We start from the raw sequence: 22,825 nt of genomic DNA on the forward strand, positions 1-22,825 counted from the left end.
CGTGCTCCTTACGCGCGCTCGCGGCGGGGACGCGGCGCGGCACCCTCCTGCGATTCCGCCTGGCGACGGTCGTGCGCCTGCGGGTCATGCTCCAGGATCTCGCCTTTGAAGATCCAGACCTTCACGCCGATGATGCCATAGGGCGTCATCGCCTCGTCGGTGGCATAGTCGATGTCGGCGCGCAGCGTGTGCAGCGGCACGCGACCTTCACGATACCATTCCGTCCGCGCGATCTCGGCGCCGCCAAGGCGGCCCGAAACGTTCACACGAATGCCGAGGGCGCCAATACGCATGGCGTTCTGCACGCCACGCTTCATGGCACGACGGAAGGACACGCGACGCTCCATCTGCTGGGCGATCGACTCGGCCACCAGTTGTGCGTCCAGCTCGGGCTTGCGAACCTCGACGATGTTGAGGTGCAGTTCCGAAGCCGTGAACTTCGTCAGCTTCTTGCGCAGCGTCTCGATGTCCGCGCCCTTCTTGCCGATGATGACACCGGGACGGGCAGCGTGGATCGTGACGCGGCATTTCTTGTGCGGGCGCTCGATGATGACTTTCGAGATGCCAGCCTGCTTGACTTCCTTGTGCACGAAGTCACGGATCTTCAGATCCTCGAGCAGCAGGTCACCGTAGTCTTTCGACTCGGCGAACCAGCGGCTGTCCCAGGTGCGGTTGACCTGGAGGCGCATCCCGATGGGGTTTACCTTCTGACCCATTACGCAGTCTCCCCTTTCTGACGCACCGTGATGGTCAGTTCGCTGAAGGGCTTCATGATCTTGCCGAACCGACCGCGCGCACGCGGGCGACCACGCTTCAGCGTGATGTTCTTGCCGCAATAGGCTTCGGCAACAACCAGCTCATCCACGTCAAGGCCGTGGTTGTTCTCGGCGTTGGCGATGGCCGACTGCAGGCACTTCAGCACGTCCTGGCTGATGCGCTTTTTCGAGAAGGTCAGGTCGGCGATAGCCTTGTCGACCTTCTTGCCGCGGATCAGGGCCGCCACGAGGTTCAGCTTCTGCGGCGAGACGCGCAGCATCTTGGCTTTCGCCATTGCCTCGTTTTCGGCCACGCGGCGCGGATTCTTTTCCTTGCTCATGGCTTACTTCCTCTTGGCTTTCTTATCGGCCGCGTGACCGTAATAGGTCCGCGTCGGCGAGTACTCGCCGAATTTCTGGCCGATCATCTCTTCGGTCACGGCGACCGGGATGTGCTTCTTGCCGTTATAGACGCCGAACGTCAGACCGACGAACTGCGGCAGGATGGTGGAGCGACGCGACCAGATCTTGATCACTTCGTTCTTGCCCGACTCGCGCGACTTCTCTGCTTTTTTCAGCAGGTAGGCGTCGACGAAAGGGCCTTTCCAAACGGAACGCGACATGGATTAACGCCCTTTCTTCCTGGCGTGACGCGAGCGGACGATATACTTGTCCGTCGTCTTGTTCTTGCGGGTGCGGTTGCCCTTGGTGCCCTTGCCCCACGGCGTGACCGGGTGACGGCCTCCCGAGGTCCGGCCTTCACCACCACCGTGCGGGTGGTCGATCGGGTTCATGGCGACGCCGCGAACGGTCGGACGCACGCCCTTGTGGCGCATACGACCGGCTTTACCGAAGTTCTGGTTCGAATGGTCGGCGTTGGACACGGCACCGATGGTGGCCATGCATTCCTGACGCACCATGCGCAGTTCACCCGACGACAGGCGGATCTGGGCATAGCCGCCGTCGCGACCGACGAACTGGGCATAGGTGCCAGCAGCACGAGCGATCTGACCGCCCTTGCCCGGCTTCATCTCGACGTTATGCACGATCGTACCGATCGGCATACCCGAGAAAGGCATCGCGTTGCCCGGCTTCACATCGGTGCGCGTACCGGCAACGATAGTGTCCCCAACGGCCAGACGCTGCGGCGCGAGGATGTAGGCCAGCTCGCCGTCATTGTACTTGACCAGCGCGATGAAGGCCGTGCGGTTGGGGTCGTATTCGATACGTTCAACAACCGCGGGAACGTCGAACTTGCGACGTTTGAAATCGACGACACGATAGAGACGCTTCGCGCCACCACCCTTGTGCCACATCGTAACGCGTCCGGTGTTGTTCCGGCCGCCCGTCTTGATCAAGCCCTCGGTAAGGGTTTTGACCGGGCGTCCTTTCCACAGCTCCGAACGGTCGATCAGAACCAGCCCACGCTGGCCAGGCGTCGTCGGCTTATACGACTTAAGTGCCATGTTTCCTGTCTTCCGTACAGCTGGGACCTGCAAGCAGGTCCGGTGAAGGGCTCCGAAGATCCCCGTCGTAAAAATCAGTGGCCCCGGACGAATCCGGGGCCACTTGATTCGTTGCGCCTTCTATCAGAGGCCCGTGGCCACGTCGATAGTGTTCCCCTCCTCGAGGGTGACATAGGCTTTCTTCTTGTCGCTACGCTCGCCGGGGCGACCGCGGAAACGCTTGGCCTTACCTTTGGTGATGGTCGTGTTCACGGCCTTCACCTTGACGCCGAAGACGTTCTCGACGGCTTCCTTGATCATCGGCTTGGTCGCGTCCATTGCGACCTGGAACACCACCGCGTTCGCCTCGGAGGCCAGAGTGGCCTTTTCCGTGATGATCGGCTTCTTGATGATGTCGTAGTGTTCGGGTTTCACGCTCATTTCAGGCGAGCCTCCAGAGCTTCGACACCCGCTTTCGTGATCACCAGCGTGTCACGCTTCAGGATGTCATAGACGTTCGCGCCCATCGTCGGCAGGATGTCCACGCCTTCGATGTTGCGGGCTGCCTTTGCGAAGTTTTCATTCACGTCGGCGCCGTCGATGATCAGAACACGCTTCCAGCCCAGTTCCTTCACGGCTTTTGCAAGCGTCGACGTCTTGGCTTCCGTCATGTTGACGTCTTCCAGAACGATCAGGTTACCGGTCGCGGCCTTGGACGACAAGGCGTGCTTCAGCCCCAGAGCGCGGAACTTCTTGGGAAGCTCATGCGCGTGGCTGCGGGGCGTCGGACCCTTGTAGACACCACCGTGACGGAAGGTCGGCGCCTTCTTGGAACCGTGACGAGCGCCGCCGGTGCCTTTCTGGCGATAGATCTTCTTGGTGGAGTAGGACACGTCGGACTTGCCGAGCACCGAGTGGGTGCCAGCCTGTGCCTTCGCGCGCTGCCAGCGGACGACGCGGTGCAGGATGTCGGCGCGCGGCTCGAGGCCGAAGACCTCGTCCGCGAGGTCGATCGAGCCCGCTTTGCCGGCGTCAAGCTTGATGACGTCGAGTTTCATTTCGCTTCTCCTTCGTCGGAGGCATCGTTGGCAGCAACGGCTTGCGAAGCCGAACGCAGCGCGGCGGGCAGCACAAGGTTGTCCGGAGCCGGCTTCTTGACGGCATCCTTGACGGTGACCCAACCACCCTTCGACCCGGGAACGGCGCCCTTGATCATGATGATGCCACGCTCGGCATCGGTCTTGACCACTTGCAGGTTCTGGGTCGTGACGCGGACGGCACCGAGGTGACCGGCCATCTTCTTGCCTTTGAAGACCTTGCCCGGATCCTGACACTGCCCTGTGGAGCCGTGCGAACGGTGCGAGATCGACACGCCGTGCGACGCACGCAGACCGCCGAAGTTGTGACGCTTCATGGCGCCGGCGAAACCCTTACCGATCGAGGTGCCCGCGACGTCAACGAACTGACCTGCGAGGTAGTGATCGGCGGTGATTTCCTCACCCACGTTGATCAGGTTCTCGGGCGAGACGCGGAATTCCGCGATCTTGCGCTTGGGTTCCACGTTCGCTTTCGCGAAGTGGCCGCGCATGGCTGCCGAGGTGCGTTTCGCTTTGGCGGTGCCTGCACCCAGCTGAACGGCGGAATAGCCGTCTTTGTCAGCAGTGCGCTGCGCCACGACCTGAAGCGTGTCGAGCTGGAGAACCGTCACCGGAACCTGGCGACCGTCTTCCATGAACAGCCGGGTCATGCCCAGCTTCTTTGCGATAATTCCAGAGCGCATAGGTCTACCCCTTACACTTTGATTTCGACGTCAACGCCGGCCGCGAGGTCGAGCTTCATCAGCGCGTCCACGGTCTGCGGGGTCGGATCAACGATGTCGAGGAGACGCTTGTGCGTGCGGATTTCCCACTGGTCGCGCGACTTCTTGTCGATGTGCGGACCACGGAGAACCGTGAACTTCTCGATCTTGTTCGGCAGCGGGATCGGGCCGCGCACTTGCGCGCCGGTCCGCTTGGCCGTGGAGACGATTTCCTGCGTGCTGGCGTCCAGCACCCGGTAATCGAAGGCTTTCAGCCTGATGCGGATAGTTTGACCTTGCATTTTACATGCCCTTTGGGGCCCGGCGGGAAGACGGGGACCCGTAGGCCCCCGCCCCCTCTTCCGGTGCGGTTGATTAAGCGATGATTTTGGAGACGACGCCTGCGCCGACGGTACGGCCGCCTTCACGGATGGCGAAGCGGAGCTTCTCTTCCATGGCGATCGGCGCGATCAGTTCCACGTTGAACTTCAGGTTGTCGCCCGGCATCACCATCTCGGTGCCTTCCGGCAGCTGAACGGTGCCCGTCACGTCCGTCGTACGGAAGTAGAACTGCGGACGGTAGTTGGCGAAGAACGGCGTGTGGCGGCCACCTTCCTCTTTCGTGAGGATGTAGGCTTCCGCTTCGAACTTCGTGTGCGGCTTCACCGAGCCGGGCTTGCACAGCACCTGGCCGCGCTCGATGCCCTCACGGTCAACACCGCGCAGCAGCAGGCCGACGTTGTCGCCAGCTTCGCCCTGGTCCAGCAGCTTGCGGAACATCTCGACGCCCGTGCACACCGTCTTCTTGGTGTCGCGGATACCGACAATCTCCACTTCCTCGCCGACCTTCACGACGCCACGCTCCACGCGGCCGGTCGCAACCGTGCCACGGCCGGAGATCGAGAACACGTCCTCAACCGGCATCAGGAAGGGCTGGTCAACAGCGCGGGCCGGCGTCGGGATGTATTCGTCAACGGCTGCCAGCAGCGCGCGGATCGAGCTTTCGCCGATTTCCGGATCGCGGCCTTCCATGGCGGCAAGTGCCGAGCCCTTGATGATCGGAATGTCGTCGCCCGGATAGTCGTAGGACGACAGAAGCTCACGGACTTCCATCTCGACCAGTTCCAGAAGCTCTTCGTCATCCACCTGGTCGACCTTGTTCAGGTAAACAACCATGTACGGGATGCCGACCTGGCGACCCAGCAGGATGTGCTCGCGCGTTTGCGGCATCGGGCCGTCAGCAGCGTTCACAACCAGGATCGCGCCGTCCATCTGCGCCGCGCCCGTGATCATGTTCTTCACATAGTCGGCGTGGCCGGGGCAGTCGACGTGCGCGTAGTGGCGCGTCTCGGTCTCGTACTCAACGTGAGCCGTCGAGATCGTGATCCCGCGGGCCTTCTCTTCCGGAGCGCCGTCAATCTGGTCATACGCACGGAAGTCACCGAAGTACTTCGTGATCGCCGCCGTCAGCGTCGTCTTGCCGTGGTCAACGTGACCAATCGTGCCAATGTTGACGTGCGGTTTCGTCCGTTCAAACTTTGCCTTTGCCATCGTGGCTTCCTCTTGATTCGATTCCGCAGCGGCGGGGAAGGCCCCGCACTACAGGAACGGTGCTGCGACTGCAACACCCGACATAATGGAAGGGCGGGGTTTCCCCCGCCGCCCCTGTTACGCGTATTTCTTCTGGATCTCGTCCGAGATGTTCTGAGGAACAGCCTCGTAGTGATCGAAGTGCATCGAGAACACAGCGCGGCCCGACGACATGGAGCGCAGGTTGTTGATGTAGCCGAACATGTTGGCCAGCGGGACCATCGCCGTGATGACGTTGGCGTTGCCGCGGCTGTCCTGACCCTGCACCATGCCCCGACGCGAGGTCAGGTCGCCGATGATGGAACCGGTATACTCTTCCGGCGTCACCACTTCGACTTTCATGATCGGCTCGAGCAGCTTGGCACCTGCTTTCCGCATCCCTTCACGCATCGCGGCACGCGAAGCAATCTCGAACGCGAGAACCGAGGAGTCGACGTCGTGGAAGGCACCGTCCGTCAGTGCAACCTTGAAGTCGATGACCGGGAATCCTGCCAGCGGACCGGAGTCCATGACCGACTTGATGCCCTTTTCGACGCCCGGGATGTACTCCTTCGGAACAGCACCGCCGACGATCTTGGATTCGAACGAGAAGCCCTCGCCCGGTTCCGTCGGCGTGATCGTCAGCTTCACGCGTGCGAACTGGCCGGTACCACCGGTCTGTTTCTTGTGCGTGTAGTCGATCTCGGCCTGCGTCGAGATGGTTTCGCGGTAGGCCACCTGCGGAGCGCCGATGTTCGCCTCGACCTTGAACTCCCGCTTCATGCGGTCAACCAGGATGTCGAGGTGAAGTTCGCCCATGCCCTTCATGATCGTCTGGCCCGATTCGAAGTCGGTTTCCACACGGAAGGACGGGTCTTCGGCAGCCAGACGAGCGAGCGCGAGGCCCATCTTCTCCTGGTCGGCCTTCGACTTCGGCTCAACGGCGATCTCGATAACCGGCGTCGGGAACGTCATCGTTTCCAGCACGACCGGTTTTGCCGGATCGCACAGGGTGTCGCCGGTGGTGGTCTCTTTCAGACCGGCCAGCGCGATGATGTCGCCCGCAAAGGCTTCTTCGATCTCTTCGCGGTTGATGGCGTGCATCATCATCATACGGCCGACGCGCTCACGCTTGCCCTTGGTCGCGTTCAGCATCGTGTCGCCCTTTTTCAGGACGCCCGAATAGATACGCGTGAAGGTCAGCGAGCCCACGAAGGGGTCGTTCATGATCTTGAATGCCAGACCCGAGAAGGGCTCCGCATCATCGGCATGACGCTCCTGGTTCCGCGTTTCCGTCTCGTCGTCCGGCAGGAAGCCGGTATAGGCGGGAACGTCCAGCGGGGACGGCAGGAAGTCGATGACCGAGTTCAGGAGGGGCTGAACGCCCTTGTTCTTGAACGCGGAACCGGCGGTGACCGGAACGAAGGACAGCGACAGCGTCCCCTTGCGGATCAGCGCGCGCAGCGTCGCCTCGTCGGGCTCGTTGCCCTCGAGGTAGGCTTCCATGGCCGTATCGTCCTGCTCGACAGCGATCTCGATCAGGTTGGAGCGCCACTCGTCGGCCAGTTCCTTCAGGTCGTCGCGGATTTCCTGACGGGTCCAGGAAGCACCGAGGTCCTCCCCGCGCCAAGTCCACTCTTCCATCTTGATCAGGTCGATGATGCCTTCCAGCTTGTCCTCGGCACCGATCGGCAGTGCGATCGGCAGCGGGGTGGCGCCGGTGCGGTCCTTGATCATCTTGACGCAGTTGAAGAAGTCGGCGCCGATCTTGTCCATCTTGTTGACGAACACGATCCGCGGAACCCCATAACGGTCGGCCTGACGCCACACCGTTTCAGTCTGCGGCTCGACACCGGCGTTGGCGTCCAGAAGGCAGATCGCGCCATCCAGAACAGCCAGCGAGCGTTCGACTTCAATGGTGAAGTCGACGTGGCCGGGGGTGTCGATGATGTTGAAGCGGTACTTCGTGTCCGAAGTACCCTCTTTCGTGGGATCTTCCTGGCGCTGCCAGAAGGTGGTGGTAGCAGCCGAGGTGATCGTGATGCCACGCTCCTGCTCCTGCTCCATCCAGTCCATCGTCGCGGCGCCTTCATGCACCTCGCCGATTTTGTGGGACTTGCCGGTGTAGAACAGGATCCGCTCAGTCGTCGTCGTTTTACCGGCGTCGATGTGAGCCATGATCCCGAAGTTGCGGTATCGTTGCAGCGGGTAGTCGCGTGCCATTGGTTCGGTCCTCAGGCTGATGGGTTACCAGCGGTAATGGCTGAACGCTTTGTTCGCGTCGGCCATCTTGTGCGTGTCTTCGCGCTTCTTCACAGCGGTGCCGCGGTTGTTGACCGCGTCCGAAAGCTCAGCGGCAAGACGCTCTTCCATGGTGTTCTCGTTGCGCTTGCGGGCAGCGGTGATCAGCCAGCGGATCGCCAGCGCCTCGCGGCGCTCCGTGCGGACTTCGACCGGAACCTGGTACGTTGCACCACCGACGCGGCGCGAACGCACTTCGACGGAAGGTTTCACGTTGTCCAGCGCTTCGTGGAAGGCTTCGATCGGCTCGCGCTTCAGACGGGTCTGAACGCGGTCGAGCGCGTTGTAGACGATCGATTCGGCAATGGATTTCTTGCCATCGATCATCAGGTTGTTCATGAACTTGGTCAGAACCCGATCGCCGAACTTGGCATCGGGAAGGATTTCGCGCTTTTCGGCGGCGTGACGACGGGACATCTCTCAGAACCTCACTTCGGACGTTTCGCGCCGTATTTCGAACGGCGTTGACGACGATCTTTGACGCCTTGCGTGTCCAGCACGCCGCGCAGGATATGGTAACGGACGCCCGGAAGGTCTTTTACGCGGCCGCCGCGGATGAGCACGACGGAGTGCTCTTGCAGGTTGTGCTTTTCGCCCGGGATGTACGAAATCACCTCGAACCCGTTGGTGAGGCGCACTTTCGCCACTTTCCGCATAGCCGAGTTCGGCTTCTTCGGCGTGGTGGTGTAGACGCGCGTGCAAACGCCGCGCTTCTGCGGGCAAGACTCCAGGTGCTGTGACTTGGAGCGGTTCTTCTTCGGCTCCCGCGGTTTGCGGATGAGCTGTTGGATCGTCGGCATTCGGTTCCCCGTTGCTTCCTGTTGCGTGGACGCCTGCCCGGATCCTCTCGGGGGGCGCCAGTTCAGGACGTTTCATATGAAACGCCAAAACCGCATCCATCCCGTGAAGGACGGCGCGGTGGAATTCCAGAGGATCGGGGCTCTCGCCCGGATCATGACCACTACATAACCCGAAGGTGTTCGCGGCGGGCAAACCCGCAATTCGGTACCGCGCGTATAGGTGGAGTCGCGCCGATTGTCAACAAAGGCCAAGGGCGCTGCGGAAGGCAGGCAGATCGATACCGAAGCGGCGTGCAAGCATTCGCGTCTCGTGCGTCTGATCGAACGCAAAGGGCGCCCCGCCTCGCGCGGGCGGCCGGCTGTCATTCGTTTCGTGCTTGCCACGCAGATACATGATCGGGTCCGACAGGCTGACCCCCGGCATCAGGGTGATCAGCTTGTGATGCGGATAATCCAGTGCACCCCTGTCATGCCCCGCCGGCGCCACGATATTGAGGGCGACGCCCAGTGTATGGGTGATCTGCGGGTTCAACGTCAGCACCTGCCCGTCATAATCCAGGGTGAAGCCCCGTGGGTAATCCAGATAGAAAAGCGGATAGGTGTCCGCCATGCCACCCAGTCTCTGCAGATCCCGCCGGGAGCTTTCCACATAGTCGATCGCCACCGCGTCATCGTCGTCGTGCCGGAACAGCACCATCCGATCGGCAGAAGGGTCCGCATGCCGCAACATGGCCGTCCGACAAACCTGCCGGTGGTGGTTGGGGGGGCACAGTTCGATCACAATCTGCGGGATGGGAGAGACGAGATCGTGCAACCGTTCCAGCCATGGCAGCGGGAAATCCTCCCCCACGGCGATGACAAGCTTGAAATCGGGATCGGTCTGCCGCGCCCATGACGGAAGCGCGACATATTCGAACCACAGGAAACGCTGGGCCAGGCGGTCCGGATCGTAAAGCAGACGCCGACGCTCATCGAGCGTTTCGTGAACAACTTTGAAGCCGCCTTCCGACAGAAGCGAAAAACGGCACAAGCCAAGCATCTGTATCTTCACTTGCCCTCCTGCAAAAAAAGGCCCCCCGGAACCGGAGGGCCTTTTTCTGTCTTAGTTGTCGCCCTGCGCGGCTTCCGGGGCTGCCAGCGGCACCGCAGCCTCGGCAGCCGATCGGCGTGCCTCGATCACGGTGGCGTCGCGCTTGGCAGCAACCTGCTTCACGCGGCTGGTCGCCCCGCCCGTCCCTGCCGGGATCAGACGGCCGACGATGACGTTCTCTTTAAGGCCGACCAGTTTGTCGCGCTTGCCCTGAACCGAAGCCTCGGTCAGCACACGCGTGGTTTCCTGGAAGGACGCCGCCGAGATGAAGCTGCGCGTTTGCAGCGACGCCTTGGTGATGCCCAGCAGGATCGGCTCGGCCGTGGCGCGGCGCATGCCGTGCTGGTCGGCCTTGGCGTTGACCTCGTCAAGCTCGGCCTTGTCGACGTGTTCGCCTTTCAGCAGCGTCGTTTCACCCGAATCCAAGACCTCGTACTTCTGCAGCATCTGCCGCACGATGACTTCGATGTGCTTGTCGTTGATCTTCACGCCCTGCAGTCGGTAAACCTCCTGCACTTCGTCGATCATGTAGTTGGCCAGCGCCTCGATCCCCATGATCCGCAGGATGTCATGCGGAGCCGGGTTGCCGTCCATGATGTAGTCACCCTTCTGCACGAAGTCGCCTTCCTGCACCGGGATGTGCTTGCCTTTCGGCACCATGTATTCGACGGCCTGCAGGCTTTCGTCCACCGGCTCAATCGTGATGCGGCGCTTGTTCTTATAGTCCTTGCCGAAGCGCACGTAGCCATCGTTTTCCACGATGATGGCGTGATCTTTCGGACGACGGGCTTCGAACAGTTCCGCAACGCGCGGCAGACCACCGGTGATGTCCTTCGTCCGCGCGCCTTCACGCGGAATACGGGCCACCACGTCGCCGGCCTTGACTTCCTGACCATCTTCGATCGACAGGATCGCATCCACCGACATCGGGTAGGAGACGGGGTTGCCGCCTTCGCCACGCATCGGTTCGCCGGTTTCCGGGTCCATGATGATGATCTCGGGCTTCAGCTCGTTCCCTTTCGGGGCCGTGCGCCAGTCCGAAACGATCTTCTGGCTCATGCCGGTGGCTTCGTCCGTGTCCTCGCGGACGGACAGGCCCGCGACGAGGTCCACGAAACGGGCCGTACCCGAACGCTCCGCAATGATCGGCAGGGTATAGGGGTCCCATTCGATCAGCTTGGTGCCGCGCTTGATCACTTCGCCGTCACGTACGTGCACCTTGGTACCATAGGTAACCTTGTGCGTCGCACGCTCCTGCCCCGCGTCATCGATGATGACCAGCTGCATGTTGCGGCCCATCGCCACCTGATCGCCGGCTGCGTTTTCCAACAGCTGGGCGTTGCGGAACTCCACCCGACCCTCTTGCGAGGCTTCGAGGAAGGACTGCTGACCACCCTGGGCAACGCCGCCGATGTGGAACGTCCGCATCGTCAGCTGCGTGCCCGGCTCGCCGATGGACTGTGCGGCAATGATGCCGACAGCTTCGCCCTGGTTCACCAGCGTGCCGCGCGCAAGGTCGCGGCCATAGCACATGGCGCAAACGCCCTCTTCGGCCTGGCAGGTCAGCGGGCTGCGGATGCGGACCGATGCCACGTTCGCCTGGTCGATCGCGTCGGCCTTGCGCTCGTCGATCAGCTCGCCCTGTGCAACCAGAACCTCGTCCGTCCCCGGAACGAAGATGTCATCGGCAGCCACACGGCCCAGCACACGCTCGGACAGCGGGGCGACGACTTCGCCCTCGTTGACCGCGGCGGATGCGGTGATCGCCTGCTCGGTGCCGCAGTCATGCTCGCGCACGATGCAGTCCTGGGCGACGTCCACCAGACGGCGGGTCAGGTAACCCGAGTTCGCCGTCTTCAGCGCCGTATCCGACAGACCCTTACGGGCGCCGTGGGTCGAGTTGAAGTATTCAAGAACGGTCAGACCTTCCTTGAAGTTCGAGATGATGGGCGTTTCGATGATCTCGCCGTTCGGCTTGGCCATCAGGCCGCGCATCCCGCCCAGCTGCTTCATCTGCGTGACCGAACCCCGGGCACCGGAGTGGGCCATCATGTAGACCGAGTTCGGCTCCATCTCGGCGCCATTCTCGTCATGACGCGTGGCCGAGATGGTCGACATCATGGCCTCGGTCACCTTGTCGTTGCACTTCGACCAGGCGTCCACGACCTTGTTGTACTTCTCGCCCTGCGTGATCAGGCCGTCCATGTACTGCTGTTCGAAGTCCTTCACCTGCTCCTGGACCTCGTTCACGATGGTCCACTTGGTGTCGGGGATCAGCATATCGTCCTTGCCGAACGAGATGCCGGCCTTGAACGCCTCACGGAAGCCCATGCCCATGATCTGGTCGCAGAAGATGACCGATTCCTTCTGGCCGCAATAGCGGTAGACGGTGTCGATGACGTTCTGGACGTCCTTCTTGCGCAGCAGGCGGTTCACCAGCTCGAACGGTGCCTTGGCGTTCTTGGGCAGAAGGTTGCCCAGACGCAGGCGGCCCGGCGTCGTCTCGTAGCGTTTGACGACCTCGTTGCCTTCGTTGTCGATCTGCGTGATCCGCGCCTGGATCTTGGCGTGCAGATGCACCTCGCCGGCGGCAAGGGCGTGCTCCACTTCCTCGATCGAGGCAAAGGCCATGCCTTCACCCTTCATGCCGTCACGCTGCATGGTCGTATAGTAAAGACCAAGCACCATGTCCTGCGACGGAACGATGATCGGCGCGCCGTTGGCGGGCGACAGAACGTTGTTCGTCGACATCATCAGCACGCGCGCTTCCAGCTGGGCCTCAAGGCTCAGCGGAACGTGGACGGCCATCTGGTCGCCGTCGAAGTCGGCGTTGAACGCCGAGCAAACCAACGGGTGCAGCTGGATCGCCTTGCCTTCGATCAGGATCGGCTCGAACGCCTGGATGCCAAGACGGTGCAGCGTGGGCGCACGGTTCAGCAGAACCGGATGCTCGCGGATGACCTCGTCAAGGATGTCCCAAACCTCGGGGCGCTCTTTCTCGACCAGTTTCTTCGCCTGTTTCACGGTGCTGGACAGGCCCTTGGCCTCCAGGCGCGAATAGATGAAGGGCTTGAACAGTTCCAGCGCCATCTTCTTGGGAAGGCCGCACTGGTGCAGCTTCAGTTCCGGCCCCGTCACGATGACCGAACGGCCCGAGAAGTCGACGCGTTTGCCCAGAAGGTTCTGGCGGAAACGGCCCTGCTTGCCTTTCAGCATGTCGGACAGCGATTTCAGCGGGCGCTTGTTGGTGCCCGTGATCACGCGGCCGCGGCGGCCGTTGTCGAAAAGCGCGTCGACGGCTTCCTGCAACATCCGCTTTTCGTTGCGCACGATGATGTCCGGCGCGCGAAGCTCGATCAGGCGCTTCAGGCGGTTGTTCCGGTTGATCACGCGACGATACAGGTCGTTCAGGTCGGACGTGGCGAACCGGCCGCCGTCCAGCGGGACCAGCGGGCGCAGTTCCGGCGGGATCACCGGAAGAACGGTCAGGATCATCCACTCGGGGCGGTTGCCCGATTCCAGGAACGACTCGACGATCTTCAAACGCTTGATGATCTTCTTGGGCTTCAGCTCGCCTGTCGCTTCCTTCAGGTCTTCACGCAGCTGATCGGCAGTGGCCTGCAGATCGATCGCGGCCAGCATCTCGCGGATGGCTTCCGCACCGATGTTCGCCGTGAACGCGTCGGCACCATACTGGTCCTGCGCATCGAGGAATTCTTCCTCGTTCATCAGCTGGCCATAGGTCAGGTCGGTCAGACCCGGCTCGATCACGACGTAGTTTTCGAAGTAAAGGATGCGTTCCAGATCGCGCAGCGTCATGTCCAGCATCAGGCCGATGCGGGACGGCAGCGACTTCAGGAACCAGATATGGGCAACGGGCGCGGCCAGCTCGATATGGCCCATACGCTCGCGGCGCACCTTCTGGAGCGTGACTTCAACGCCGCACTTTTCGCAGACAACGCCGCGATACTTCATGCGCTTGTACTTGCCGCACAGGCATTCGTAGTCCTTGATCGGCCCGAAGATGCGCGCGCAGAACAGGCCGTCACGTTCCGGCTTGAACGTGCGGTAGTTGATGGTTTCCGGCTTCTTGATCTCGCCGTAGGACCACGAAAGGATCCGCTCCGGCGATGCCAGAGAGATCTTGATCTCGTCAAAGGTCCGGACGGGGGCCACCGGATTGAACGGATTGGTGCTCAGTTCCTGGTTCATCTTGTGTCCTTAAAACAGGGATGGGGTAAGTGGGGCGGAGACCGCCCTCACTCTTCCTCCGAATCCAGGAGTTCCATGTTGAGGCCCAGACCGCGGACCTCCTTGACGAGAACGTTGAACGATTCCGGCACGCCGGCTTCGAAGTTGTCCTCACCCTTCACGATGCTTTCGTACATCTTCGTCCGGCCGGCGACGTCATCCGACTTCACCGTCAGCATCTCTTGCAGGGTGTAGGCGGCGCCATAGGCTTCCAGAGCCCAGACCTCCATCTCACCCAGACGCTGACCACCGAACTGCGCCTTACCGCCCAGCGGCTGCTGGGTCACAAGGCTGTACGGACCGGTCGAACGGGCGTGCAGCTTGTCATCCACCAGGTGGTGGAGTTTCAGCATGTACTTCACACCCACCGTGACAGGACGCGCGAACTGTTCGCCCGAACGGCCATCGAACACGATCGACTGGCCGGATTCGTTGAAGCCCGCGCGGCGAAGCGCATCGTTCACGTCCGGTTCCTTGGCGCCGTCGAAGACCGGCGTTGCGATCGGAACACCTTTCGTGACGGTGCCCGCCATTTCAAGGATATCCTCGTCTTCGTGGTCACCGAAGGCCGCCTCGTAGGTCTCGTCGCCATAGGCAAGGCGCAGGGCTTCCTTAACAGGGGTCATGTCACCCTTGCGACGGTATTCCTGAAGTGCCTCGTCGATCTTGATGCCCAGACCGCGCGCGGCCCAGCCCATATGGGTTTCAAGGATCTGACCGACGTTCATGCGCGACGGCACGCCCAGCGGGTTAAGCACGAGATCGACCGCAGTCCCGTCGGCAAGGAACGGCATGTCCTCCACCGGCACGACCTTGGAGATGACGCCCTTGTTGCCGTGACGACCGGCCATCTTGTCGCCCGGTTGCAGCTTGCGCTTCACCGCGACGAACACCTTGACCATCTTCATCACGCCCGGGGGCAGATCGTCGCCGCGACGGACCTTCTCGACCTTGTCTTCGAAGCGGTGGTCGAGCTGGCGCTTCTGCGCCTCGTATTGCTCGTGCAGCGCCTCGATGTCCTTGGCCTCGGCTTCCTCGCCGATCGCAAGCTGCCACCACTGCCCCTTGGACAGCGTGCCCAGCAGTTCGGCGTCGATGGTGGAGCCGGACTTGATGCCCTTCGGACCCTTCACCGCCGTCTTGCCCAGCAGCAACGTGCGCAGACGCGAGTAGATGTTGCGATCAAGAATCGCCAGCTCGTCGTCACGGTCGCGCGACAGGCGTTCCACTTCCTCACGCTCGATCTGCAGCGCACGCTCGTCCTTGTCGACGCCGTGACGGTTGAACACCCGCACCTCAACGATCGTGCCGTAAGCACCCGGCGGCAGACGCAGCGAGGTATCGCGGACGTCAGAAGCCTTTTCGCCGAAGATGGCGCGGAGCAGTTTCTCCTCCGGCGTCATCGGGCTTTCGCCCTTCGGGGTGATCTTGCCGACCAGGATGTCGCCCGGCTGAACCTCGGCGCCGATATAAACGATGCCGGCTTCATCCAGGTTGCGCAGGGCTTCTTCACCCACGTTCGGGATGTCGCGCGTGATCTCTTCCGGGCCAAGCTTGGTATCGCGGGCCGCGACTTCGTATTCCTCGATATGGATCGAGGTGAAGACGTCATCCTTCAGGATGCGCTCCGAGATCAGGATCGAGTCCTCGTAGTTATAGCCGTTCCACGGCATGAACGCGACGACCACGTTCCGGCCAAGGGCCAGTTCGCCCATGTCGGTGCTGGGGCCGTCGGCCACAACCTGACCGCGTGCCACCTGTTCACCCACCTTCACCAGCGGACGCTGGTTGATGCAGGAGGACTGGTTGGACCGCTTGAACTTGCGCAGACGATAGATGTCCACGCCCGGCTCGCCCGGCTCCAGCATCTCGGTGGCGCGGACAACGATACGCGTCGCGTCCACCTGATCGATGATGCCGGCGCGGCGCGCCATGATCGCGGCGCCGGAGTCGCGGGCCACGACAGCCTCGATCCCCGTGCCGACGAAGGGCGCATCCGATTGCAGCAGCGGAACCGCCTGACGTTGCATGTTCGAACCCATCAGGGCGCGGTTGGCGTCGTCGTTTTCAAGGAACGGGATCAGCGAGGCCGCAACCGAAACCAGCTGCTTCGGCGACACGTCGATCAGGTCCACGGCATCCGGCGGGTTCAGCATGAACTCGCCCGCGCGGCGGGTGGAGATCAGGTCGCTGGTGAAGCGGCCGCTCTCGTCGATGGTCGCGTTGGCCTGGGCCACCGTGTGACGCATCTCTTCCGTGGCGGACATGTACACGACGTCATCCGTCACCTGACCATCCGCGACCTTGCGGTACGGCGTTTCGATGAAGCCATACTTGTTCACGCGGGCGAAGGTGGCCAGAGAGTTGATCAGACCGATGTTCTGACCTTCCGGCGTTTCGATCGGGCACATCCGGCCATAGTGGGTCGGGTGAACGTCGCGAACCTCGAAGCCTGCACGCTCACGCGTCAGACCGCCCGGCCCGAGAGCCGAGAGACGACGCTTGTGCGTCACTTCCGAAAGCGGGTTCGTCTGGTCCATGAACTGCGACAGCTGCGAGGAGCCGAAGAATTCACGAACCGCAGCCGCCGCCGGCTTGGCGTTGATCAGGTCCTGCGGCATGATCGTGTCGATCTCGACCGAGGACATGCGTTCCTTGATCGCGCGTTCCATGCGCAGCAGGCCGACGCGGTACTGGTTCTCCATCAGCTCGCCCACCGAACGCACGCGGCGGTTGCCGAGGTGGTCGATGTCGTCGATTTCGCCCTTGCCGTCGCGCAGATCGGTCAGTGCACGAATGCACGAGATGATGTCGTCGCGGTCCAGGGTGCGCTGCGTGTCCGGCTTGTCCAGATCGAGGCGCATGTTCATCTTCACGCGGCCAACGGCCGAGAGATCATAACGCTCGCTGTCGAAGAACAGCGTTTCGAACAGGTTGGATGCGGCTTCGACGGTCGGCGGCTCGCCCGGGCGCATGACGCGGTAGATGTCCATGAGCGCGCTTTCGCGGTTCATGTTCTTGTCCGCCGCCATCGTGTTGCGGATGTAGGGGCCGACATTCACGCCGTCGATGTCCAGAACCGGGATCTCGGTGATGCCCTGGTCCAGCAGCAGCTTGAGCGTACCGCCCTTCACCTCGCCGTCGCGGTCGTACTCCATCGTGAGTTCATCACCGGCTTCCACCCAGATCTCACCGGTTTCCTCGTTGATGATGTCTTGCGCGACATAGCGACCGATGATGCGGTCGAACGGCAGCAGCAGTTCCTTGACCTCGCCCTCGTCGATCAGCTTTTTGACCATTCGGGGCGTCATCTTGTCGCCGGCCTTGCAGATCACTTCGCCGGTCGCGGCGTCGATCAGGTCATAGGTCGGGCGGGTGCCGCGCACACGCTCGGGGAAGAACTTGGTCACCCAGCCCTTGTTCTTCTGGTAGGTGTAGGACACCGTGTCGTAATATTGCGACATGATGGCTTCCTGGTCCAGGCCCAGGGCATAAAGCAGCGTCGTCACCGGCAGCTTGCGGCGACGGTCGATGCGCGCAAAGACAATGTCCTTGGCGTCAAATTCGAAGTCCAGCCACGAACCGCGGTACGGGATAATACGGCAGGCGAACAGCAGTTTGCCCGAGGAATGCGTCTTGCCCTTGTCGTGGTCAAAGAACACGCCCGGCGAACGGTGCATCTGGGACACGATCACCCGTTCGGTCCCGTTGACGATGAACGTGCCGTTCGACGTCATCAGGGGCATGTCGCCCATGTAGACGTCCTGTTCCTTGATGTCCTTGACCGACCGGCTGCCCGTCGTTTCGTCAACATCGAATACGATCAGGCGCAGCGTGACCTTCAGCGGCGCGGCATAGGTCATGTCGCGCTGCTGGCACTCGTCCACGTCGTATTTCGGCTTCTCCAGCTCGTATTTCACGAACTCGAGCACCGCAGTCTCGTTGAAGTCCTTGATCGGGAAGACGGACTGGAAGACGCCCTTGATCCCCTCACCGTCCGCCGGCACCTGGCCTTCGCCGGATTTCAGGAACAGATCGTAAGAGGATTTCTGAACCTCGATAAGGTTCGGCATTTCCAGAACTTCACGGATTTTTCCGAAGTAACGGCGGATGCGCTTCTGGCCAACGTAGCTCTGAGCCATGCTCAAGGTCACCTTTCGTGTCTCGCGGGCGTGCGTCCGTCGGGGACCGGGCGCGCGCCGCTTGCGAAGCAGGGGGTTGAGGTTCCATTCATGCCCGCCGTCCCACCGGCAAGCTCCCGAACCTTGAACCGCGCCTTGGGCGGAACTTTCGCAAAAGCTCCCTCCAAGACAGGTTCGGCTGGGCCCGAAATTTCGGACCCAGCCCTTGTCATGCGTCGATGCCGGACGGCACCGGCCGGATTACTTCAGCTCGGCTTTCGCGCCAGCTGCTTCCAGCTTTTTCTTCATTTCTTCGGCTTCGGCTTTCGCCACGCCTTCTTTGATCTTGCCGCCGGCTTCGACCAGGTCCTTGGCTTCTTTCAGGCCCAGACCGGTGATGCCGCGAACTTCTTTGATCACGTTGATCTTGTTCGCGCCAGCGTCCGTCAGGACGACGTCGAATTCGGTTTTTTCTTCTTCTGCTTCAGCAGCAGCGCCAGCAGCCGGGCCAGCCATCATGACGGCGCCACCGGCAGCCGGCTCGATGCCGTACTCGTCTTTCAGGATCGTCTTCAGTTCTTGCGCTTGCAGCAGCGTGAGGTTCACGATTTGCTCAGCGAGTGCTTTCAGATCAGCCATTTTCTGTTCCGTTCGTTAAGATGGGTTCCAACGTGGGCATATTCAACCACGCAGGCCAAGAGTTGCTCAGGCGGCTTCCCGCTCCTCCAGAGTGGAGAGGATGCCAGCGATGTTCGAAGCAGGCGCGCCAATGGCACCGGCGATGTTCGACGCGGGCGCACCGATGCAGCCGACGATCGAAGCAATAAGCTCTTCACGCGACGGCATGGCGGCCACGGCTTTCACACCGGCCGGATCCAGAACCGTTTCACCCATTGCACCGCCAAGGATGACGAACTTGTCCGTCGTCTTGGCATAGTCTTCCGCGACCTTCGCAGCAGCGACAGGATCTTCGGAGAAGGTAAGAACGGTCATGCCCGTGAGCAGGTCACCCATCGCAGCGGCGGGTTTCCCTTCAAGGGCGATCTTGGCGAGCTTGTTCTTGGCAACGCGTACGGATCCGCCAACTTCGCGCATGCGCGCGCGCAGATCCTGCATCTGTGCAACCGTCAGACCTGCATAGTGGGCAACGACCACCACGCCAGAGCTTTCGAAGATCTGGCCGAGTTCCTCGACCACTTGCTCTTTCTGGGCTCTATCCACAGGTTCACTCCAAGTATGGGGGTTTCCCCCCGGCTCAAATGTGCCCCCACCCCCGAAAGGATGGCGACGTTCGGGTCCCAACAGGGTCCCGAGGCCATGATCGCCCGAGGAAAATCCCCGGAATCACTCTCGACAACCCATCTCAGGCAGGAAATTAAGCGATTTGCATCGCACCCACCGTCTAGGACGAATACAGCGCACCCGCGACGAATCGCGCGAAAGCTGTAAGTGGCTGCTATATCCCCTGCCCGTCCGTGCGGCAAGCCCCAATGAAAAAAGCCGCCACCTTGCGGTGACGGCCCTTCGATAGCATCAGGTCGGGATCAGTTGCCCGTGGCCGAAGCCAGATCAACCGACACACCCGGCCCCATGGTGGAGGAGAGCGAGACCTTCTTCACGTAGGTGCCCTTGGCGCCTGCGGGTTTCGCACGCGACACGGCTTCCACGAAAGCGCGGACGTTCTCGGCCAGCTTGACCTCGTCGAACGACACCTTGCCGATGCCGGCATGGATGACACCGGCTTTTTCGACCTTGAACTGGACTTCACCGCCCTTGGCGTTGCCAACAGCACCAGCCACGTCCATCGTCACCGTGCCAACCTTGGGGTTCGGCATCAGGTTGCGCGGGCCAAGGATCTTGCCCAGGCGGCCGACCAGCGGCATCATGTCCGGCGTCGCGATGCAGCGATCGAATTCGATCTTGCCCGACTGGATCGTTTCCATCAGGTCTTCCGCGCCCACGATGTCTGCACCGGCAGCCTTGGCTTCGTCAGCCTTGGCACCGCGTGCGAACACGGCGACGCGAACGGTCTTGCCCGTGCCGTTCGGCAGGGTGACCACACCGCGAACCATCTGGTCGGCGTGACGCGGGTCAACGCCCAGGTTCATCGCGATTTCCAGCGTTTCGTCGAACTTGGCCGTGGCCGCGCCCTTGATCAGCTTTACAGCTTCTTCGACCGCGATCAGGTCCTTGCCCTCGAAGGCGGCCCGTGCGGCTTTTGTACGTTTACCAGTGGCCATGACTTACCCCTTGACCTCGATGCCGCAGGACTTGGCCGAACCGAGGATGATCTGCATCGCAGCTTCCACGGAGTTGGCGTTCAGGTCCTTCATCTTCGCTTCGGCGATCTGGCGGATCTGCGCCACAGTCACCGAACCTGCCGTTTCACGGCCCGGCTTTTCCGACCCTTTCGGGCGGTTGCGCTTGCCGACGGAGGGAAGGCCAGCAGCCTTCTTCAGCATGTAGGAAGCAGGGGCGGTCTTCAGCTCGAGGCTGAACGACTTGTCCTGGTAGTAGGTGATGATGGTCGGCGTGGGCGTACCCGGCTCGATATCAGCGGTCTTCGCGTTGAATTCCTTCACGAAGGCCATGATGTTCAGACCGCGCTGACCCAGTGCCGGACCAACGGGCGGGGACGGGTTCGCCTGCCCCGCTTTAACTTGCAGCTTCAGCTGCCCGATAATCTTCTTGGCCATTTGGCCTCTCCTTTGTCACAATGCCCGAAGGCACGGTTTAGTGGTCCGGCCCCGGATGGATACGGGCACCTCCCACGAGATTCCTCAGCTGACTTTCGACACCTGAGTGAATTCCAACTCGACCGGCGTCGCACGGCCGAAGATCGACACGGTCACCTTCAGGCGCGCGTTGTCGTCATCGACATCCTCGACCTGACCGGCAAAGCCCTCGAACGGGCCGTCTGTCACGTTCACCGTCTCACCCACCTCATAGCGGATCAGGTTGCGCGGTGCTGCCGCCTCGCCCGACACGTCGGTACGGTTCAGCATCGCGTTCACCTCGGCATCGCGCATGGGCATCGGGCGCCCCTGCGGGCCAAGGAAGCCCGTCACGCGGTTGATGGAGGTGATCAGGTGATACCCGCGATTCGACATCTCCATCCGCACCAGCACATAGCCGGGCATGAAGCGCCGCTCACTCGTGACTTTCTTGCCGCGACGGACCTCGATCACCTCTTCGGTCGGAACGAGAACTTCGTCGATCTCTTCCTCGAGGCCGGCCTCGGCGACAGCTTGCTTGATCTGCTCGGCAATCTTCTTCTCGAAGTTCGAGAGGACGCTCACCGAATACCAACGCTTCGCCATGCCAGCCACCTATCTCCATGGTTCGCGGGCGTACCCGCCGGAACAAAAAGCAGCGCGCAACCGAATCGCTGCGCGCCTGCCCAATGCGTCATCGTGGCGGGATAACCGCGTCGCGCCTCGATGACAAGAAAAATTCAGAACGCGCCGAGAATCGCCGCCAGTGCGGCCCGGATCCCGACATCGACCAGAGAGAAGAACGTCGCCGTCAGCGCCGCCAGAACGAAGACCATCACGGTGGTCAGCAGAACCTCGCGACGGGTTGGCCAAACGACCTTTCCGACCTCGGTACGGACCTGCTGCATGAACTGGATCGGGTTTGCCATTACGTCGTCCTTTGGCACATCCGCGCGCTGATACATGCTTCGCTTCGGCGGATCAAGGCGGGGATATGGCAGGAGTTGAGGGACTCGAACCCACGACCCTCGGTTTTGGAGACCGATGCTCTACCAACTGAGCTAAACTCCTAGCGCGAGTGGTAGCTATGACATATGGGCACGGATGACAAGACGTGAAATTGAAAAGGCCGCCCCGAAAGGCGGCCTTTTCACGAAGCGGGTTACATGCTCTCGAGAATCTCGGTCAGCTCGGCTTCGGTCAGGCCGTCACCGTCGACTTCCTCGTTAATCTCGTTCACCTGGATCGGCGTCAGCGTGGTCACATCCAGATCGGGCGCCAGCGTCCGCAGCTGCTCAATGGCGCTGGAATGCAGCGGCATTTCATTGGTGGCTGCTGTTTCTGCGGTGGCCGCACCAGCAAAAGTCAGAAGGGCAGCGGCGGTAAGAGCAATCTTCTTCATCTCGTGTCCTTTCAGTGATCAAAGCGCGGTATGCGCCCCGGGTGTGTTGCCGTTCAGGACGGCTACGGGGCAGAAACGCCCGTCCCCCCAAAAAGGTTCACGCAAATATGGGCTGCACCTTAAAATGACAAAGCCGCCCGGAGGGGCGGCTTGCCGGTTACGCTGAACCTTAAAAATCAGTTCGCGAGGATCGTGTACAGGTCAGCGCGCGAAAGACCGTCGTTGGAGCCGACTTCGCGGTTAATCCGGTTGACTTGAATGGCGGACAGGCTGTCCGCGTCCACTTGCGGTGCAAGCGTTTCAAGCGTGACTTCGGCGGCCGAGTTGAGGCCGTTCGTCGGGTTTGCAACAGCAGCGCCTGCAATGGCGATCAGGGCGGCGGAGGCGAGCATGATGTGTTTCATCACATGTTCCTTTTTGTTGAAAAGGTCGACTTTTATTCGTCGGCTCTGCTCATATGCACACTCGCCCTCGACGAGAAAAGGGCCCCCGACAGATGATTTCCATCGCGAAAACGTGAGGTTAGGACGCTCACTTCCCTTGTGTTTAAATTTTTGTTACAAAGCAGAAGCTTAGTGG

The 22,825-nt window shown here is 61.5% G+C and carries 23 protein-coding genes and 1 tRNA gene; all 24 read right to left on the reverse strand.

Going from position 1 to position 22,825, the window contains the following annotated elements:
• Positions 1–8 precede the first annotated feature (8 nt).
• A complete protein-coding gene (gene rpsC / locus JX25_RS09070; RefSeq protein ID WP_128254686.1) occupies positions 9–716 on the reverse strand; it encodes a 30S ribosomal protein S3 in 708 nt (235 codons plus the stop codon).
• Positions 716–1,096, reverse strand: a complete 381-nt coding sequence (rplV, locus tag JX25_RS09075; protein WP_128254687.1) for a 50S ribosomal protein L22 — start codon at positions 1,094–1,096, stop codon at positions 716–718. Before rplV ends, rpsC begins: the two co-directional genes overlap by 1 nt.
• Positions 1,097–1,099: 3 nt before the next feature.
• Complete coding sequence (rpsS, locus tag JX25_RS09080) at positions 1,100–1,378, reverse strand: 30S ribosomal protein S19 (protein ID WP_128254688.1); 279 nt, start codon at positions 1,376–1,378, stop codon at positions 1,100–1,102.
• 3 nt (positions 1,379–1,381) lie between these two features.
• Positions 1,382–2,221 carry a 50S ribosomal protein L2 gene (rplB, locus tag JX25_RS09085; protein WP_128254689.1) on the reverse strand — a complete coding sequence of 280 codons (840 nt, stop codon included), beginning with the start codon at positions 2,219–2,221 and terminating at the stop codon, positions 1,382–1,384.
• A gap of 123 nt (positions 2,222–2,344) precedes the next feature.
• Complete coding sequence (locus JX25_RS09090) at positions 2,345–2,641, reverse strand: 50S ribosomal protein L23 (RefSeq protein ID WP_128254690.1); 297 nt, start codon at positions 2,639–2,641, stop codon at positions 2,345–2,347.
• Positions 2,638–3,258, reverse strand: coding sequence for a 50S ribosomal protein L4 (rplD, locus tag JX25_RS09095; protein ID WP_128254691.1), 621 nt, complete (start codon positions 3,256–3,258; stop codon positions 2,638–2,640). Before rplD ends, JX25_RS09090 begins: the two co-directional genes overlap by 4 nt.
• Positions 3,255–3,980 carry a 50S ribosomal protein L3 gene (gene rplC, locus JX25_RS09100; protein ID WP_128254692.1) on the reverse strand — a complete coding sequence of 242 codons (726 nt, stop codon included), beginning with the start codon at positions 3,978–3,980 and terminating at the stop codon, positions 3,255–3,257. The genes rplD and rplC overlap by 4 nt, the downstream gene beginning before the upstream one ends.
• An 11-nt stretch (positions 3,981–3,991) precedes the next feature.
• A complete protein-coding gene (rpsJ, locus tag JX25_RS09105) occupies positions 3,992–4,300 on the reverse strand; it encodes a 30S ribosomal protein S10 (protein WP_101921455.1) in 309 nt (102 codons plus the stop codon).
• A gap of 73 nt (positions 4,301–4,373) precedes the next feature.
• Positions 4,374–5,549 (reverse strand): elongation factor Tu, encoded by a 1,176-nt coding sequence (tuf, locus tag JX25_RS09110; RefSeq protein ID WP_128254693.1) that lies wholly within the window; start codon positions 5,547–5,549, stop codon positions 4,374–4,376.
• Between the two features lie 117 nt (positions 5,550–5,666).
• On the reverse strand, positions 5,667–7,790 hold the full coding sequence (gene fusA, locus JX25_RS09115; protein ID WP_128254694.1) for an elongation factor G: 2,124 nt from the start codon (positions 7,788–7,790) through the stop codon (positions 5,667–5,669).
• Between the two features lie 24 nt (positions 7,791–7,814).
• On the reverse strand, positions 7,815–8,285 hold the full coding sequence (gene rpsG / locus JX25_RS09120; RefSeq protein ID WP_128254695.1) for a 30S ribosomal protein S7: 471 nt from the start codon (positions 8,283–8,285) through the stop codon (positions 7,815–7,817).
• An 11-nt stretch (positions 8,286–8,296) separates the two neighbouring features.
• Positions 8,297–8,668, reverse strand: coding sequence for a 30S ribosomal protein S12 (gene rpsL, locus JX25_RS09125; RefSeq protein ID WP_128254696.1), 372 nt, complete (start codon positions 8,666–8,668; stop codon positions 8,297–8,299).
• A gap of 238 nt (positions 8,669–8,906) precedes the next feature.
• The gene (locus tag JX25_RS09130) at positions 8,907–9,719 is read right to left on the reverse strand and encodes a glycosyltransferase (protein WP_128254697.1); all 813 of its coding nucleotides are present in this window, start codon (positions 9,717–9,719) and stop codon (positions 8,907–8,909) included.
• 51 nt (positions 9,720–9,770) lie between these two features.
• Positions 9,771–13,970, reverse strand: coding sequence for a DNA-directed RNA polymerase subunit beta' (rpoC, locus tag JX25_RS09135; RefSeq protein ID WP_128254698.1), 4,200 nt, complete (start codon positions 13,968–13,970; stop codon positions 9,771–9,773).
• Between the two features lie 47 nt (positions 13,971–14,017).
• Complete coding sequence (gene rpoB, locus JX25_RS09140) at positions 14,018–18,151, reverse strand: DNA-directed RNA polymerase subunit beta (RefSeq protein WP_128254699.1); 4,134 nt, start codon at positions 18,149–18,151, stop codon at positions 14,018–14,020.
• Positions 18,152–18,391: 240 nt separating this feature from the next.
• Positions 18,392–18,769: a 50S ribosomal protein L7/L12 gene (gene rplL / locus JX25_RS09145; RefSeq protein ID WP_128254700.1), complete on the reverse strand. Its 378-nt coding sequence runs from the start codon at positions 18,767–18,769 to the stop codon at positions 18,392–18,394.
• Positions 18,770–18,835: 66 nt separating this feature from the next.
• Positions 18,836–19,351, reverse strand: coding sequence for a 50S ribosomal protein L10 (rplJ, locus tag JX25_RS09150; protein ID WP_128254701.1), 516 nt, complete (start codon positions 19,349–19,351; stop codon positions 18,836–18,838).
• 323 nt (positions 19,352–19,674) lie between these two features.
• Positions 19,675–20,370, reverse strand: a complete 696-nt coding sequence (gene rplA / locus JX25_RS09155) for a 50S ribosomal protein L1 (RefSeq protein ID WP_128254702.1) — start codon at positions 20,368–20,370, stop codon at positions 19,675–19,677.
• 3 nt (positions 20,371–20,373) lie between these two features.
• On the reverse strand, positions 20,374–20,826 hold the full coding sequence (gene rplK / locus JX25_RS09160; RefSeq protein WP_128254703.1) for a 50S ribosomal protein L11: 453 nt from the start codon (positions 20,824–20,826) through the stop codon (positions 20,374–20,376).
• An 84-nt stretch (positions 20,827–20,910) separates the two neighbouring features.
• Entirely contained in the window at positions 20,911–21,450 is a 540-nt protein-coding gene (nusG, locus tag JX25_RS09165) for a transcription termination/antitermination protein NusG (RefSeq protein ID WP_128254704.1), read from the reverse strand.
• A gap of 134 nt (positions 21,451–21,584) precedes the next feature.
• Positions 21,585–21,773 carry a preprotein translocase subunit SecE gene (gene secE / locus JX25_RS09170; protein WP_128254705.1) on the reverse strand — a complete coding sequence of 63 codons (189 nt, stop codon included), beginning with the start codon at positions 21,771–21,773 and terminating at the stop codon, positions 21,585–21,587.
• A gap of 66 nt (positions 21,774–21,839) precedes the next feature.
• Positions 21,840–21,915: transfer RNA gene (locus JX25_RS09175), tRNA-Trp, on the reverse strand.
• Positions 21,916–22,006: 91 nt separating this feature from the next.
• Positions 22,007–22,246, reverse strand: coding sequence for a hypothetical protein (locus JX25_RS09180; RefSeq protein WP_128254706.1), 240 nt, complete (start codon positions 22,244–22,246; stop codon positions 22,007–22,009).
• 176 nt (positions 22,247–22,422) lie between these two features.
• The gene (locus tag JX25_RS09185) at positions 22,423–22,650 is read right to left on the reverse strand and encodes a hypothetical protein (protein ID WP_128254707.1); all 228 of its coding nucleotides are present in this window, start codon (positions 22,648–22,650) and stop codon (positions 22,423–22,425) included.
• Positions 22,651–22,825 lie beyond the last annotated feature (175 nt).

The organism is Falsirhodobacter deserti, assembly GCF_004015795.1.
Taxonomy (GTDB): domain Bacteria; phylum Pseudomonadota; class Alphaproteobacteria; order Rhodobacterales; family Rhodobacteraceae; genus Falsirhodobacter; species Falsirhodobacter deserti.